A 14,816-nucleotide genomic window follows, 5' to 3' on the forward strand; every position below is an offset into this window, starting at 1 on the left:
ACCTGGGCCGGGTAGGCCTGCGGCGTGCTCGGGACGGTCACGGAGGCGGTGGCCGACAGGGCGCTGGTGTTGCCGGCGGCGTCGGTGGCGGTGACCCGGTAGGTGTAGGACTGGCCGGCCTTGACGGTGGTGTCGGTCCAGGAGGCCTGCGGCCGCTCGAACTCCAGCGACGCGGCGGTCATCGTGTGGACCGGGGTGCCGGAGCCGTTGCGGTAGATGCGGTACGTCAGCTTGTCGTCGTCCGCGTCGTAGCTGGTGCGCCAGCGGACCTGGGCCTCGCCGGGCTTGACGCTGCCGGCGCTGGCGACCGGGGTGGTCGGCACGCCGCGGTCGCCGGTGGAGGCGAAGCGGGCCAGGCCCTGCTGCTCGGCGCCGTTGACAGTGGTGAACTCACCGCCGACCCACATGTACTTCGTGTCGCCCTTCTCCGCGACGGTCATCACGCGCGGGCCGACGCCCTCGCCGATACCGCCGTTGACGGCGGGGAACCAGCCGAGCTTGCGCGGACCGCGCACGAAGCCGTCCACCGGTGCCGGGGCGGCACCGTCCTTGTGCCGGGTGGGCTGCGCCATCAGGTAGCGGCGCTTCCCCTCCTCCGGGAACTCCATCTCGGTGGAGCAGTTGTGCGCGTGCGAGGCGCTGTAGAGGACGCCGTCGTACGGCAGGACCTGCTGGGTGGCGCCCAGGCAGCGGTCGCGCCACCTCTCGTTGAGGTCGGTCAGGTTGAAGGCGGCGCGGCCGTCGAAGACGCCGCCGCCGTTGCCCTGGTTGCCGGTGTAGAAGCCGTTCTCGTCGGTGGCGATGTCCATGACCACCGACAGGGGGTGGAATGCGCTCCCGTAGGTCTTCTTCACGGCGCCGGAGGTCGCGTCCGCCACGGCGAGGGCGTGGCTGTTGGCGCCGTTGACGGTGAAGAAGTCGCCGCCGAGCAGCACGTTCTTGCCGTCCGGCGTGAGCTCGATGGCGCGGCCCGGCTCGTCGGCGTTGGCGGTGAAGGGCTTGACCGCACCCGTGCCGGCGTCGACCGCGGCGAACTTCTGGCGGGTCTGGCCCTGGACGGTGTTGAAGTCCCCGGCCGCGTACAGGGTGTCGCCGGAGACGGCGAGCCCGCGCACGGTCGCCGCGAAGCCCGGGTGGAAGGAGGCCTTCGGTGTGCAGCCCTCGATGTCGATCGCGGCGACGTTGGAGACCGGGGTGCCGTTCACGGCGCCGAACGAGCCGCCCGCGTACAGGGTCTTCTTGTCCTTGGAGACGACGAGGGTGCGGACGGTCGCGGTCCCCTCGCGGATGGTGAACGCGAGCTTGCACGAGGTGGGCTTGCCCGTCGAGGCGTCGAGCGCCAGGAAGTTGACCGCTTCCTGCTCGGTGCCGGCGGTGCCCACGGGCGGGCGGACCGCCGAGAAGGTACCGCCCGCGAAGACGGTGCCGTTCGCCTGGGCCATCGCCCACACGATGCCGTTCGGCTGCCAGGTGGGCAGGTTGTCGGCGGTGAACGCCACCGGCGAGGTGATGGCGGACGCCTGGGGCATCAGCACCAGGCCCAGCCCGGTTCCGGCACCGGCCAGTGACAGAACGAGGGCGACAGTCAGCCCTCTGGATCTACGCATAAGCCCCCCAGGGCTGTTCACTCGGCTTGACGGCCAAGCTCGGAGGAGTGGGGTGCCGAAAGCCTGCCAGACGGGCGCGCCGACGAATCCGGACAAACGGGAACGGCCCCCTGAATGCCTGAACGTTACCCTCCGACGGCAAATGATGATCAGTCAAATCGGCTGCAATGCAAGGCAGTTGGATGTACAGGGTGCCTTCGGCGCAGGTTGCGGACGAGGTCTCGTTACGAAGTTGGGACACGAGGTGCAGTCGAAATGGCCTGTTGACGGGAATTCAGCCCGCTTCGCCGTCGGCGCGCCGCCCGCGGCCGAGGTGTCGATGCCGGGCTTCCGGCTCGATCCCTGGTGCGAAGCAACCTGCCTGCCGGGAAGGGGTGATGGTTCGAACGGAGTGCGGAGTCCAGCCAAGTGCCCTTTTTTGTACTGCTTCTGACAATAACTAAGCTGTCACCACTAGGCAATGTGATAGTAAAGTGCGAGTTGCGGCTGCGAACCAGAATGAGCCGCAGCGGGGTGTGGAGCATGCCCCCAGGGCGTGGCACGGACGGATATCGGCCACGCCCGTCCACACCTCTTGACCGACCCCGACCCGACCACACCGCGCCCCGGCCCGAAGCCGCGCAGGCGCAGGAGGCAGGCCATCATGAAGTCACTGATCGACCATGCGCGTTCCTTTTCGGCCACTCATGTGGCCGACCCCCGGCACGCCGAACACTTCCAGGCACTGGAGGCAGGGCAGGCCCCGGAAGCCCTGTTCATCACCTGCTCGGATTCACGCGTCGTACCCGCTCTGATCACCGGGGCACGCCCGGGCGAGCTCTTCGAACTGCGCACCGCCGGCAACATCGTCCCGGCCTACCCCGACGACGGCCGCCCCACCGGTGAGGCGGCCACCATCGAATACGCCGTCCGCGTGCTCGGCGTCCGCGACGTCATCGTCTGCGGACACTCCCACTGCGGCGCGATCGGGGCCGTGGTCCGCGGCGAGGACCTCTCCTCCGTACCCGCAGTCCGCGACTGGCTGGACGAGGCCGTACCCCCCGACGCGGCGGTCCGCTCACTGGCGGAGAACTCGTCCGACGTCGCGGAGGCCGTGCAGGCCCACGCCCTCGCACAGCTGGAGACACTGCGGGGATACCCCTGCGTGAAGGAAGGCGTCGAGGCGGGCCGGCTCGGACTGCACGCCTGGTACTACGAGGTGCACACCGGCTCCGTGAGAGTGCACCGGGCCGAAGACGGCACTCCGACGTTCGGCGTCCTGTGAACCGGCGCGGCATGAAATCAGGAGGAAAGTCACTCATGCTTGCCGTTTCCGGGAACCCCGCCGCCGTGCGCCGGGAGGTGCTCGCCTCACTCGTGGTGTTCCTCGTGGCCCTGCCGCTCTGCGTCGGGGTGGCCGTGGCCTCGGGCGTGCCTGCCGAACTCGGCCTGATCACCGGCATCGTCGGCGGACTGGTGGTGGGCTTCCTGCCCGGGAGCGCCCTGCAGGTCAGCGGCCCGGCAGCCGGTTTGACCGTGCTCGTCTTCGAAGCCGTACGGGAATTCGGCCTCGGTATGCTCGGCGCCATCGTCCTGGCCAGCGGGATGCTCCAGATCGGGCTCGGCCTGCTGCGGTTCGGCCGCTGGTTCCGGGCGATCTCCGTATCCGTCGTGCAGGGCATGCTGGCCGGCATCGGACTCGTGCTCGTCTTCGGGCAGCTGTACACGATGGCCGGCGTCAAACAGCCGGGTTCGGGCCCGGAGAAGGTCCTCGGCACCGCGGGCCTGGCGGCGGACATCGCCACCGGCGGAACCGTGCTCACCTCCTTCGCGGTCGGCCTGGGCACCATCGCCGTCCTCGTCGGGTGGAAGCGGATGCCCGCCGGAGTGCAGCTGGTGCCCGCCCCGCTGGCCGCCGTGGCCCTCGCCACGGCCGCCACGGCGATCGGCGGCCTGGACGTCGCCAGCGTGCAGGTGCAAGGACTCGTCGAGGCGATCCAGCCGCCCGCCATGGGTGAACTCACCTCCCTGGGCAGCACCGCCGTACTCGGCACCGTCCTGGGCTTCACCCTGATCGCGTCGGCGGAATCGCTGTTCAGCGCAGCGGCGGTCGACCGGATGCACGACGGTCCGCGCACGCACTACGACAAGGAACTCGTCGCCCAGGGCATCGGCAACACCGTGTGCGGCGCACTCGGAGCCCTGCCGATGACCGCGGTCATCGTCCGCAGCTCCGCCAACGTCCAGGCGGGCGCGAAGACCAAAGCCTCCCGCATCCTCCACGGACTGTGGCTGCTGATGTTCACCGCGCTGCTCCCGGTCGCGATCGGAATCATCCCGCTCGCGGCCCTCGCAGGCGTACTCGTCCATGCGGGCTGCAAACTGATCCCCGTCAAGGAGCTCGCCGCGCTGTGGCGCGGGCACCGCGGCGAGTTCGCCATCCTCGCGATCACGGCCGTCGCCATCCTCACGACCAGCATGTTCGAAGGGGTGGTGCTGGGGCTGATGCTGGCGGTGGCGAAGTCGGCGTGGGAGACCTCCCACGTCCACGTCGAGACGCGCGCACTCACCGGCGGACGGATCGTGGTCACCCTCTCCGGCAACGCCACCTTCCTCCGCCTGCCCCGCATCCTGCAGGCCCTGGAGGAACTCCCGAAGGACCAGCCCATCGAGCTCGACCTGGCGGACGTCCGGCACCTGGACCACGCCTGCAGGGCAGCCCTCGAGGCCTGGGCCGCACGCCACAACCCGGCCGGGACCGAACCGGTGCGGATGACCGGATACGCGGGGACGGGCGGTGGCCCCACCGCCCCCGCAGGGGTCGCGGGCTGACCCCGGACGGCACCCCCCGCCGACCCGTGCAGTGACAGCCCGTGCGCGCGGGGCGGGGCTGGCCCGCGGCCGATCGGCCGCGGGCCACCCCCGCACGCTTCCCCCCTCCGGCTGGGGCCGGTCAGGCCTTGAGGGCGCGCCCGGCCACCGCCAGCGCCGCACGCCGGGGCGCCAGGGCCGAGGCGAGCGCGGAGAGGCGGTTGCCCAGTCCGACGACGACACTGGGCGGGGCCGAGCGGCGCTCCAGCGTCCGCCGTGCGGCGGTCACGACCTGTGCGGGCGTCGCCATCCGGCCGACGGCCGCGTCACGGCTGCCGACGACATCGAAGAACTCGGTGCTCACGGGCCCCGGCGAGACGGCCAGGACCCGCAGCGACGAGGCCCGCGTCTCGTACGCCACGGCCTCGGTGAAGTTCAGGACGAAGGCCTTCGTGGCGCCGTACACGGCCATGGCCGGGGTGGGCTGGTACGCGGCGACACTGGCGATGTTGACCAGCGCCCCGCGGCCGTCGGCGACCAGCCCGGGCAGGAACGCCCGGGTGAGCTCGGTGACGGCCAGGACGTTCAGCCTGATCATCTCGTCCATCTGCGCGGGATCCTGGTCGGCGACCGGGCCGTGGCTGCCGAAGCCGGCATTGTTGATCAGCGTCTGCACCGTCAGGCCGCGGCCGGCGATCTCGTCGCGCAGCGCGGTCGCGGCGCCCGGCTGCGCCAGGTCCGAGGCGATGACGTGGGCCTTCACGCCGTACCGGTCCTCCAGGTCGGCGGCGAGCGTCTCCAGGCGGTCGAGGCGGCGGGCGGTGAGTACGAGGTCGGCACCGCGCTCGGCCCACTGGCGGGCGAACTCGACGCCGAGGCCGGCGCTCGCCCCGGTGACGAGGGCCACGGTGTTCTTGTACGTCATGGGCATCGCGAACTACTCCCTCTCAGGGCGGCTGGTCCATAATCGAATGTAGGCAGAGTCAGCTTTGTAGTCAATGACAACATTGGAAGGAGGGGCTGTCTTGGCCGACGGGTCCTACCACCACGGCAACCTCAGGGCCGCGCTGCTGGAACGGGCGGAGCAGGTCCTCGTGGCCTCGGGCGCCGACGGACTGTCCCTGCGGGCCCTCGCGCGCGACCTCGGAGTCAGCCATGCGGCGCCGGCCCGCCACTTCCGCGACCGCCGGGCTCTGCTCGACGCCCTCGCCGTCAACGGCTTCACCCGGCTGAACGAACGCCTGCGTGCCGCGGCCGCGGCCCCCGGCCCCGTGCCGGCCCGGCTGGACGGCCTGGGGCGCGCGTACGTGGGCTTCGCCGTCGCGCACGCGCCCCTGCTCGAGCTGATGTTCACCGTCAAACACTCCGACGACTCCAGCGAGGAACTGCGCGCACTCGGGCACCGCAGCCTGGAGATCGCCGCCGAGCTGATCGCCGAAGGGCAGCGGCAGGGCGCCGTCCGGGCGGACGACCCGGGACGCCTGGCCCAGGTCGCCTTCTCCGCACTGCACGGCCTGGCGACGCTCGCGGTCGCTTCCCTCCTGGAGGGCACGTCGCTGTCCGAGGCGACGGACCTCACGCTCGACGTCCTGCTGCGCGGCCTCGCAGCCACGCCCCGGTGACCGGCCCGGACGGCGGCACTCCGCGGCGCGGCTGCCCGTCGTTAGAGTCGGGGGGCCGAGCGAGGAGGCGCAGCGTGGCCGACAGCGATAACCGGATCGTGATCGTGCAGACCACGGTGGACGACGAGTCGAAGGCGTACGAGCTGGCGCGGGGCGCGGTGGAGGCCCGGCTGTCCGCCGGGGCCCACGTGGACGCGCGCATGACCGCCTTCTACTGGTGGGAGGGCGCGGTGCAGCACGAGCGGGAGTACCGGGTCTCCTTCAAGACCGCCGAGGACCGGGTGGAGCAGCTGCGGGAGTGGGTGCACGCGCAGCACCCCTACGAGGTGCCGCAGTGGATCGTCCTGCCGGTGACGGGCACTACGGAGGCCTATCTGGCGTGGGCGCAGACCGAGACCCGGGGCGGCGCCTGACATGGGTGCGGGGTGCCGCGGGAATTCCCGCGGCACCCCGTTCGAGGAGTGAAAGGCAGCCCTGAGAGCGGGCTGCCGGGCGGACCGGGGTCAGTGGCGGCGGTCGCCGCGCTCGTTGCGGTCGCCGCGGTCGCCGCGGTCGCCGCGGTCGTTTCGGTCGTTCCGGTGGCTGCGGTCGTCGCGGTTGTTGCGCTCGTTCCGGTGGCTGCGGTCATCGCGGTTGTTGCGGTCGTCGCGGTGTCCGCGGCGGCCCCAGGACTCGGCGTCGAGGACGTTCCCGTGGTCGTCGCGGAGGGTCGCGGTGTCGCTCTCGTCCCAGATCTGGTGGCGGCGGTTCTGGTAGACGTCGCGGTGGGTGTCGCGGCCGTGGCCCGTGTGGACCTTGACGCTGGAGCGGCCGTCGAGGCGGAGGCGGTTGAAGCGGTAGCGGTTGCCGTCGCTGTCGGTGAGGGTGAAGCCGCGCAGCTCCACGGAGTGGCGGCCGGTGTTCCTCACCTCGACCCACTCGCGGTTCAGGTCCTGGCGGCCGCGGCCTCGGCTGCTCTCGTGCTGCACGTCGCCGATGACGATCGAGGAGTACCGGCCACGGTGGTCGCGCCGGTCGCCGTCGTGCGCGGCGGCCGGCACGGCGGCCGCGCCGATCAGGGCGCCGGCGGCGAGTGCTGCGGCGAGAAGACGGCGCGTGGCGTAAGAAGCAGACATGGGGGTGACTCCTTCGAAAGGCCAGTCCGGTCCGGCCGTGAGTGCGCCGGGGGACTGTCGTGCGGTTCCCGGCGTTCTGCCGAGGAGCCACACTCTGGCCCGTATCCACCGCCAAACGCCGCATCCGCGACACGTGTTGCCCAATGCGGACATTTCCGTAACTCTCCCTTGTAGGAGGCATCGGTCAACGCCATGTTGACGAGGGCGGGCGGGTGCTGCGGGGCGGGCCTGCGTCAAGCCCGGCATCCGGCGTCCTGCGGCCGCGCCGACCGGCTCCCTGCACCGCTGTGCGCCGTACACCGAACGGGTGGGCACCTCCGTAACAGCCGGCGGCCCGTCCTGACCGCGGCCGCACTCCTCGGGATGCCGATTGCCGGCGCTCGGCCGGGGCGATTCCGGTCGGCCGCATCGCGGTGGGAGTGGGCTGGAGCCGGGGACACCTGGTCCGCCGGTTCGCCCAACAGGTCGGCTCGACGCCCAAGATGTCCGCCCGGGTTACGGGAGCACGGACGCTCCTGCTCGCGGCGACGGTGGAGCGGTGCCGCAGGCCCCCCAGGCGGCCGTTCCCGTTGGGCCGGAGGGCTGACGCGCGGGCGGGGCGTCGGGTAACGGCCGATGCGTTCCGGAAGGATGAGATGACTTTCGGGGCATTATTCGATCCGGAATTCCGGGTGGCGCAAGGAGCGGTTCATGGGTCCTGTCGACAGGGTGGCCGGGAGCGTCCTGGGGCCGCTGCCCAGCCGGGCGCGCCAACTGGCCGTCGGTTGCCTCGCCTCGCTGGCCCTCGCGTTGCCCGGGGTCGTGCATCCCGTGGCGGCTGCCGCGACGCCGAGCCCGGCTGCCGGCCTCAGGGGCACGGTTCCGACGCAGGGGGACGCGTGCAAGCCCTCCAAGCCCCGGCGTGACGCCGAGGTGGTGGGAGGCCGGTCGGATCACCCCGATCGCAAGATCAAGTGCATTGTCGGCCCCACCGGCCCTACCGGTCCGCGTGGCCCCAGGGGCAGCACAGGCCCCGGCGGGCCCAAGGGCAAGGCCGGGCCCACCGGGCCGGCGGGTGAGGTCGGCCCGGCCGGTCCGGAAGGCCCGCAGGGAGCGGTGGGGCCGCAAGGTCAGGCGGGTGCACAGGGTCCGGCCGGAGCCCAGGGACCGGAAGGCCCCCAGGGAGCAGCGGGTGAGGTCGGCCCGGCCGGGCCGGAAGGCCCCCAGGGAGCGGTGGGGCCGCAAGGTCAGGCGGGTGCACAGGGTCCGGAAGGCCCCCAGGGGCTGACGGGTGAGACCGGCCAGGCGGGGGAGATGGGCCCGGCAGGGCCGGCGGGCGCTCAGGGTCTCCAAGGTCCGGAGGGCCCCCGGGGACCGGCGGGTGAGACGGGCCAGGCGGGTCCGGCAGGTCCGGCGGGTCCGGTCGGCCCGGCGGGTTTGCAGGGTCTTCCTGGGCCTCAAGGACTGGCGGGGGCGACCGGCCCGTGCAGTGACATCGACAGCTATTCCCCCTCGAACTCGGAGGACTTCCACGCCGCTCTCATCGGCGGCCGCGTCTACGGCGGTCGTGCCTCCGCCCCGGGTGGCATCCCCACCTGGCAGGACTTCTCCGTCATCAGCGGATACCCCACCGGTGTCCCCTGCGGTGTTTCCATCACGGCCCAGGGCCCGAACGCGTACATCAAGGTGCTGACCGTCGCCAGGCGCATCTACCAGCTCCGCGTCTCGGTCAACGGCCAGAACTTCTCCCCCGACCTCGTACAAGGCTGGATCGAACTCACTCCGGGGCCTACACCCGCCACGCTGCGGGAATAGCAATCACGCAGGGGAGGCGGGTCTCAGCAGGTGAAGTGCAGGACGGACCGGTCGGCCCCTTCCAGGACGACGAAGAACTCCCTGCGGGGCGTAGTGGGTTGGAAGCTGCCCCGCATGTGCACCACCCGGCGCTGTCCCAGCGGCAGGATCCCCGAGGACGGCTCGAACGACACGCCGGGAACGACCTTCCCCGTGCCGTGACCAGGCGGCGGGCCGGGGTACTTGTCCACCGCCACGGCCTTCCAGGCAGCGGTCCCGCCATGGGCCTCCAGCGTGAGGTCAGCCCTGACGCTCGGGCAGGTGACCCTGATATCGCCCTTCTTGAAGTCGGGCGGCGGGTCCACGAAGCGCGCCTGGACGCTGCCCGGGTAGTGCATCTGTGGCGGCGGCGAGGAGTTCTGCCCGGGGGAGGGCGACTTCTTCGGTGACCCCGAGGGGGAGGCGCTCGGAGACTTCGGGCCGACCGAGGGCGTGCGGATGGACTTCCCGGACTCGCCGGAGGTGCCTTTGCCGTGCGAGCCCCCGGGTTTCTCGCACGACACCGAGGCGAGCGAGAGCGCCGCGGCCAGCAGGACGGCGGACAGGGAGGCGGAGCGGTGGCGTGGGCCCATGGTTCCCCCGGGGTGATGGACCTGGCTGAATCGCAACGCCGAGTATCCGGCCACCCCCCGGCCTGCGCAACGGCGCACGGGCGTGCGCGACGCCCGGGAGCGGTCTGCCGTCTCCCCGGGAACCACCAGCGGGTTGGGCGCGTGGGTGATGGACGTACATCCGTGGGGTGCTCGTCACGCCGCACATCGGTGACGCAGGAGGGGAGAGCTTGTGATCGTCTGGGTGAACGGTGCCTTCGGCAGTGGAAAGAGCACGCTGGTCGAGGAATTGCGTGCGCGCTGGTCGGAGGCGTTGGTCTTCGACCCGGAAATGATCGGATTCGTGCTCCGGGAGATCGTCGAGGTGCCCACGGGCGACTTCCAGGACCTGCGGCAGTGGCGGCGCCAGGTCGCGAACATGGCTGCGGGGCTTGCCGAGGAGTATCAGAGGCCGCTGCTCGTGCCGATGACATTGGTCAACCCGGCCTATCTCGGCGAGATATTCGATGCCTTGAACAAGGCGGGAGCCAACGTTCACCACTTCTTCCTGAACGTGCCGGAAGAGGTCCTGCTCAAGCGCATCGACAGCCGCAGTTTCACTCCGGACGACCCGGACAGGGACGAACAGGTCCGCGCCTGGTGCAAGTCGAGGATCCCGTCCTGTGTGGCCGCTGTGGATGCCCTGCCGCAGGACACCGTTCTGCTGGACGGCGAGTTGACGCCGCAGGAGCTCGCCCAGGCCGTCCTCGACCACGTCGGTGCCTGAGGGACACGCCGGAGGCGGGAAGTACCGGCGGCACACGCCGTGCTGCCGGAACAGGCCGGCGTTCCGCCGGTGCGCCTGCGCGACGGGCGGCCAGGATCGCTGCCCGGCGAACTCGCCCTGCACGCTGTGGTCTGGACGCCGGTCGAGGTCCTCACACCCCGGATGTTCGTCCCGCCGGACGGCAGTTGGAGCCCGGTGTGGGCGACGATGCGCGAACTGGCGGCCGCTCACGGAGCCGAAAACGTCCGCCTGATCGTCTGGTTCGGCTGAGCCCCGACCCCGCCGCATGGCTCCCGTGTTCCGGTCGGGCCGGTCGGGCGGGTCAGGCGGGGTGCGGGTCCGGTGCGGAGCGCGGGGCGGAGGCGCACGCGCCCGCGGCGGCCGCGCTTCCGGTCAGCAGCAGGAGCGTGTCCACGAGTTCCTCGGCCGGCGCACCGGTGGCCAGCCGCCGCAGCTGCTGCCCGAAGACCAGCGCCACCACGGCGCCGGCGAGGCGCTGGGGGTCCGGCAGGCCGAGGCGCTCCAGGATGCCGTGGGCGAGCCTGTCGTAGGCGGCGAAGCAGTCCGCTGCGGCGGCCCGGAGCCGCTCGTCGCGCCCGGCCTGGATGTACAGCTCGAACGGTGCGATGTGCCGGCTGTCGAAGGCGGTGCCTCCCGCGACCGTTTCCGCCAGTTCGGCCGCCCCTTCGACGTCGAGGCAGTCGGCGGTGGCGCAGTTCTCGGCCAGTTCGGTGAAGTGCCGGGTCTCCTGAGCCACGAAGTGGAGCAGGCTTTCGCGGAGCAGCTCGTGCTGGGTGGCGAAGTGGTAGGTGACGGAGCCCAAGGACACCTGGGCTTCCTTCGCGATCCGCCGGTTGCTCAGCGCGGCGATCCCTTCGTCGCCGATGATCCGAAGGACGGCGTCGATGATGCTCTGGCGGGTGTCGGCTGCCTTCTCCATGCCCGCAATGGTCGCACCCTGCGGAGATCGCCTGACGGGCCGGGTGTCGACCGCCGGGCCGGGCTGCCGGGCGCGGCTGCCGGGCGCGAGTGTCGGGCGCGGATGCTGGGCGCGGATGTCGGCACGTCCATGGCATGGACACGCCGGACGCCCCTCCTCTAGGGTCCAGTTCGTTCGAACGAACGAATGAGAGGGCGGTACGGATGCGTGTCAACGGATCGACGGTTCTGCTGACCGGAGCCACCGGTGGCCTCGGGACGGCGCTCGCCGAGGCGCTTGCCGCGAAGGGCGCGGCTCTCGTCCTCACCGGGCGCAGAGAGGACGCGCTGAAGGCGGTCGCCGACCGGTTCGGGGCCCGCGCCGTCGTCGCGGACCTGGCGAACCCCTCCGACGTGGAGCGCCTCGCGCGGGAATGCGCCGATGTCGACGTACTCGTCGCCAACGCGGCGCTGCCGTCGAGCGGGGACGTACTGGACTACACCCCCGCCCAGATCGAACGCGCGCTCGCCGTGAACCTGCACGCACCGGTGCTGCTGGCGCGCCTGCTCGCCCCCCGCATGGTGGAGGCCCGCCGGGGCCACATCGCCTTCGTCGGATCCATCTCCGGCAAGGCGGCCAGCAGGTCGTCCTCGCTGTACAACGCGACGAAGTTCGGCCTGCGCGGCTTCGCCCTCGCCTTCCGCCAGGACCTGCACGGCACGGGCGTGGGCGTCTCCCTCGTCCAGCCCGGATTCGTGCGCGAGGCGGGCATGTTCGCCGCGACGGGCGCCAGACCCCCGGCCGGCATGCGTACGGTCTCCCCGGCGCAGGTGTCCGCCGGCGTCATCCGGGCCGTCGAACGCAACCTGTGCGAAGTGAACGTGGCTCCCGGCGAGTTGAAGCTCCTGAGCGCCATCGCCGGACAGTTCCCCGGCTTCGCCGAGAAGGTACAGGGCCGGATGGGCGTCGAGCGCACCATCGCGGCCATCGTCAACGCCCAGCGCGGTACCCGCTGACGCCCCCGCACCACACCACACCGAGCCGCACCGCGCACCGTCCCGCCCAACAGCTCCCCCCACCCCGACCCGAGCACGGAAAGGCGACCGATGGACGGCTTAGCCCCGCGCCCCGCAGCACGCCACGACGACAGCAGCGGCTCCCCGGTCGGACGCCGGGACCTCCTGCGCCTCGGCACCCTCCTCGCCGCCGGCGGCCTCGCCGCAACGGTCCCGGCGACCCTCGCGCGAGCCGATACGGTCCCCCGGGGAGACCGGGGAGTGACCACCACCTACCGGGGCCACTCGCCGTACGGCTTCGACCAGTGGGCGTCCGTCGACTTCGACGTCCCGGACGGCGTCCGGCGCATCTCCGTCTCCGCCGCCTTCGACTCCGCGGACGGCGTGCTCGACCTCGGCATGTTCGGCCCGACCGGCTTCCGCGGCTGGTCGGGCGGCGCGCGGCGCGACTTCACCCTCTCCGGCTCGGACGCCACCCCCGGCTACGTCCCCGGCCCCGTCCAGGCCGGCACGTGGTCGGTCGCCCTCGGCCCGATCGTGAACAGTCCCGCCGGGATGGACTGGCAGATCACCGTCACCCTGGAGTACGGCGACCCGCTGCCGGAGGCTCCGTACGACCTCCTGCCCGCGGTGGTGCCGGGACGCGGCAGCGGCTGGTACCGCGGAGACCTCCACCTCCACACCGTCCACTCCGACGGCGGGCGCACCGTGGACGAGCTCGTCGCGGCCGCCCGCGCCGCCCGCATGGACTTCATCGCCACCTCGGACCACAACACCAGCTCCACCGGGGTCTCCTGGCGGGGCAACGTCCCCACGGACCTGCTCGTCCTGAACGCCGAGGAGGTGACCACCCGGCACGGCCACTGGCTGGCGGTCGGCCTGCCCCAGGGCGAATGGGTGGACTGGCACTACGCGCCCGCCGACAGCGGAGTCCTCGACCGCCACGTCCGGCGCGTCCACAGCCTCGGCGGGCTGGCCGTCGCCGCCCACCCCATGACCCCGGGACCCGGCGCCCTCTGGGAGTTCGGGCTCGACCGTGTCGACGCGCTGGAGGTGTGGAACGGCCCCTGGACGCTGGACGACGCGGCCAACATCGGCGTCTGGCACACCATGCTCTGCCTGGGCAAGCGCATCGCCGGCCTGGGCAACAGCGATGCCCACGGCCCCGGCGACGCCGTCGGCACGCCGCACAACGTCGTCCACGCCGCAAGCCTGTCCCGCACCGACATCCTGGACGCCCTGCGCAGGGGCAGGTCGTACGCCGCCGAACACGCGGGCGTGACCGTGGACTTCACCGCCGCCGCCCACGGCGCGACGGCCGGCCCGGGCGAGGAGCTGCCCCTGTCCTTCTTCGAGACCGTCGACGTCACGGTCGACGTGTCCGGTGCACCGGACGCCGTGATCACGCTCCACACCGAGTGGGGCATCATGGCCGCGGCGAAGACCGGCGGCAACGGAACGGGCCGGCTGCACTGGCGCGGCTGGGGCAAGGCCTGCCTCTTCGCCCGCGCCGAAGTCCGGCGCCTGAAGCCCGCCTCGACCACGCTGGACCAGTTGGTGGCCGTCACCAACCCCATCTGGTTCCACCCTGCGAGCCTGCCTCCGTACGCCGTCGAGCAGCGCACCCTCTTCGCGACCGAACGGGCCCCCGACGGCTCCTGGAGCAGCATGCGGCCCCTGCCCGGCGCGCAGAACGCACCGTCGTTCGCCGGGGTCCAGACGGCCGTCGCCGCGCTGCCCGACGGCACGGTCCAGGCCCTGGGCCTCGGCACCGACGGCAGCCTGTGGCTGACGACCCGCAAGGGATCCACCACGGTCAGCCCCTGGCGCCGGCTCGCCGGGCCCGACGGTCAGAGCGCCCTCACCGTCCTCGACGCGGCGATCGCCGGATTCCCCGACGGCACCAGCCAGATCGTGGCCGTCGGCACGGACGGCACGCTCTACCACCAGCGGTGCGGCGCCGGCGGCACCCCGACCCGCTTCCGGGCCGTGTCCGGCGGCTCGGCGGCAGGCCGCTGGGGCGCGACGAGGGCGGCGATCGCCGCGATGCCCGACGGCTCCGCCCAGGTCGTCGCCTACGGCACCGACGGAGCCATGTGCCACTGCATCCGGCGTGCCGACGGAAGCTGGACCGGCTGGGGGCGGCTCGCCGGCCACGACGGAGCACCGGCCTTCTCGGGCCCGGCCCTGGCGATCACCGGGCTGCCGGACGGGTCCTCACAGGTACTCGCCATCGGACTCGACGGCATGGTTTACCACCAGGTGCGCCGCCCCGACGGTACGTGGACCGGCTTCCGGCCCCCGCGCGGCGTGACCACTCCCACCATGGGGGCCAGCGCCGTCGGCATCGCGGGCATGCCCGACGGCTCGGCCCAGGTCGTCGCCGTCGGCCGCGACGGCAAGGTCTGGCACGACACCAGGCGGCCGGACGGCTCGTGGACCGGCTTCGCCCAGGTCCCCGGCCCGAATGGCCGCGACGCGTTCCCCGCCTGCCAGGTCCGCATCACCGCCCTCCGCGACGGCACGGCCCACGTCGCAGCCATCAGCGCCGGCTGAGGGGGCGCCGGGGCGCGCGGCCCGGCGCGCCCCGGCACCGC

At 72.2% G+C, this 14,816-nt stretch carries 13 protein-coding genes and 1 pseudogene; 9 read left to right on the top strand and 5 right to left on the bottom strand.

The genetic code is table 11. The features are described 5' to 3' along the window. Nucleotides 1-1,607, bottom strand: a pseudogene (locus ACIQUT_RS30600) (LamG domain-containing protein); the annotation flags it as partial. A 643-nt stretch (nt 1,608-2,250) separates the two neighbouring features. Here ACIQUT_RS30600 and ACIQUT_RS30605 point away from each other — a divergent pair. Next, complete coding sequence (locus tag ACIQUT_RS30605; protein ID WP_403567583.1) at nt 2,251-2,871, top strand: carbonic anhydrase; 621 nt, start codon at nt 2,251-2,253, stop codon at nt 2,869-2,871. A 35-nt stretch (nt 2,872-2,906) separates the two neighbouring features. After that, a complete protein-coding gene (locus ACIQUT_RS30610; RefSeq protein ID WP_403567585.1) occupies nt 2,907-4,418 on the top strand; it encodes a SulP family inorganic anion transporter in 1,512 nt (503 codons plus the stop codon). Between the two features lie 121 nt (nt 4,419-4,539). On the opposite strand, the gene ACIQUT_RS30615 is transcribed toward ACIQUT_RS30610, so the two are convergent. Further along, nucleotides 4,540-5,328, bottom strand: a complete 789-nt coding sequence (locus ACIQUT_RS30615) for an SDR family NAD(P)-dependent oxidoreductase (protein WP_403567586.1) — start codon at nt 5,326-5,328, stop codon at nt 4,540-4,542. Nucleotides 5,329-5,422: 94 nt separating this feature from the next. Between ACIQUT_RS30615 and ACIQUT_RS30620 the strand changes: the two genes are divergently transcribed. Next, nucleotides 5,423-6,019 carry a TetR/AcrR family transcriptional regulator gene (locus tag ACIQUT_RS30620; RefSeq protein ID WP_403567588.1) on the top strand — a complete coding sequence of 199 codons (597 nt, stop codon included), beginning with the start codon at nt 5,423-5,425 and terminating at the stop codon, nt 6,017-6,019. Nucleotides 6,020-6,093: 74 nt separating this feature from the next. Further along, nucleotides 6,094-6,432 (top strand): divalent-cation tolerance protein CutA, encoded by a 339-nt coding sequence (gene cutA / locus ACIQUT_RS30625; protein ID WP_403567590.1) that lies wholly within the window; start codon nt 6,094-6,096, stop codon nt 6,430-6,432. A gap of 90 nt (nt 6,433-6,522) precedes the next feature. Here cutA and ACIQUT_RS30630 read toward each other — a convergent pair whose 3' ends face one another. Next, on the bottom strand, nt 6,523-7,134 hold the full coding sequence (locus ACIQUT_RS30630) for a lamin tail domain-containing protein (protein ID WP_403567592.1): 612 nt from the start codon (nt 7,132-7,134) through the stop codon (nt 6,523-6,525). A 1,416-nt stretch (nt 7,135-8,550) separates the two neighbouring features. On the opposite strand from ACIQUT_RS30630, the gene ACIQUT_RS30635 reads away from it, so the two are divergent. Then, nucleotides 8,551-8,928, top strand: a complete 378-nt coding sequence (locus ACIQUT_RS30635; protein ID WP_403567594.1) for a hypothetical protein — start codon at nt 8,551-8,553, stop codon at nt 8,926-8,928. 23 nt (nt 8,929-8,951) lie between these two features. Here ACIQUT_RS30635 and ACIQUT_RS30640 read toward each other — a convergent pair whose 3' ends face one another. After that, entirely contained in the window at nt 8,952-9,539 is a 588-nt protein-coding gene (locus ACIQUT_RS30640; RefSeq protein WP_403567596.1) for a hypothetical protein, read from the bottom strand. Nucleotides 9,540-9,750: 211 nt separating this feature from the next. Here ACIQUT_RS30640 and ACIQUT_RS30645 point away from each other — a divergent pair, with 211 nt between their 5' ends. Next, entirely contained in the window at nt 9,751-10,284 is a 534-nt protein-coding gene (locus ACIQUT_RS30645; protein ID WP_403567598.1) for an AAA family ATPase, read from the top strand. A 39-nt stretch (nt 10,285-10,323) separates the two neighbouring features. Further along, nucleotides 10,324-10,554: a hypothetical protein gene (locus tag ACIQUT_RS30650; RefSeq protein ID WP_403567600.1), complete on the top strand. Its 231-nt coding sequence runs from the start codon at nt 10,324-10,326 to the stop codon at nt 10,552-10,554. Between the two features lie 52 nt (nt 10,555-10,606). On the opposite strand, the gene ACIQUT_RS30655 is transcribed toward ACIQUT_RS30650, so the two are convergent. Next, nucleotides 10,607-11,224: a TetR/AcrR family transcriptional regulator gene (locus tag ACIQUT_RS30655; protein WP_403567602.1), complete on the bottom strand. Its 618-nt coding sequence runs from the start codon at nt 11,222-11,224 to the stop codon at nt 10,607-10,609. 203 nt (nt 11,225-11,427) lie between these two features. Between ACIQUT_RS30655 and ACIQUT_RS30660 the strand changes: the two genes are divergently transcribed. Beyond that, nucleotides 11,428-12,219: an SDR family NAD(P)-dependent oxidoreductase gene (locus ACIQUT_RS30660; protein WP_403567604.1), complete on the top strand. Its 792-nt coding sequence runs from the start codon at nt 11,428-11,430 to the stop codon at nt 12,217-12,219. Between the two features lie 90 nt (nt 12,220-12,309). Beyond that, nucleotides 12,310-14,775 (top strand): CehA/McbA family metallohydrolase, encoded by a 2,466-nt coding sequence (locus ACIQUT_RS30665; RefSeq protein WP_403567606.1) that lies wholly within the window; start codon nt 12,310-12,312, stop codon nt 14,773-14,775. Nucleotides 14,776-14,816: the final 41 nt, after the last annotated feature.

It is taken from the genome of Streptomyces sp. NPDC090445 (assembly GCF_044769385.1).
Classification (GTDB): domain Bacteria; phylum Actinomycetota; class Actinomycetes; order Streptomycetales; family Streptomycetaceae; genus Streptomyces.

What these genes read in the sequence shown, in the direction of transcription:
- ACIQUT_RS30610 (WP_403567585.1), top strand. Translation starts at nt 2,907, where the DNA reads ATGCTTGCCGTTTCCGGGAACCCCGCCGCCGTGCGCCGGGAGGTGCTC.
- ACIQUT_RS30630 (WP_403567592.1), bottom strand. Translation starts at nt 7,134, where the DNA reads ATGTCTGCTTCTTACGCCACGCGCCGTCTTCTCGCCGCAGCACTCGCC.
- ACIQUT_RS30660 (WP_403567604.1), top strand. Translation starts at nt 11,428, where the DNA reads ATGCGTGTCAACGGATCGACGGTTCTGCTGACCGGAGCCACCGGTGGC.
- ACIQUT_RS30655 (WP_403567602.1), bottom strand. Translation starts at nt 11,224, where the DNA reads ATGGAGAAGGCAGCCGACACCCGCCAGAGCATCATCGACGCCGTCCTT.
- ACIQUT_RS30640 (WP_403567596.1), bottom strand. Translation starts at nt 9,539, where the DNA reads ATGGGCCCACGCCACCGCTCCGCCTCCCTGTCCGCCGTCCTGCTGGCC.
- ACIQUT_RS30665 (WP_403567606.1), top strand. Translation starts at nt 12,310, where the DNA reads ATGGACGGCTTAGCCCCGCGCCCCGCAGCACGCCACGACGACAGCAGC.
- ACIQUT_RS30605 (WP_403567583.1), top strand. Translation starts at nt 2,251, where the DNA reads ATGAAGTCACTGATCGACCATGCGCGTTCCTTTTCGGCCACTCATGTG.
- ACIQUT_RS30615 (WP_403567586.1), bottom strand. Translation starts at nt 5,328, where the DNA reads ATGCCCATGACGTACAAGAACACCGTGGCCCTCGTCACCGGGGCGAGC.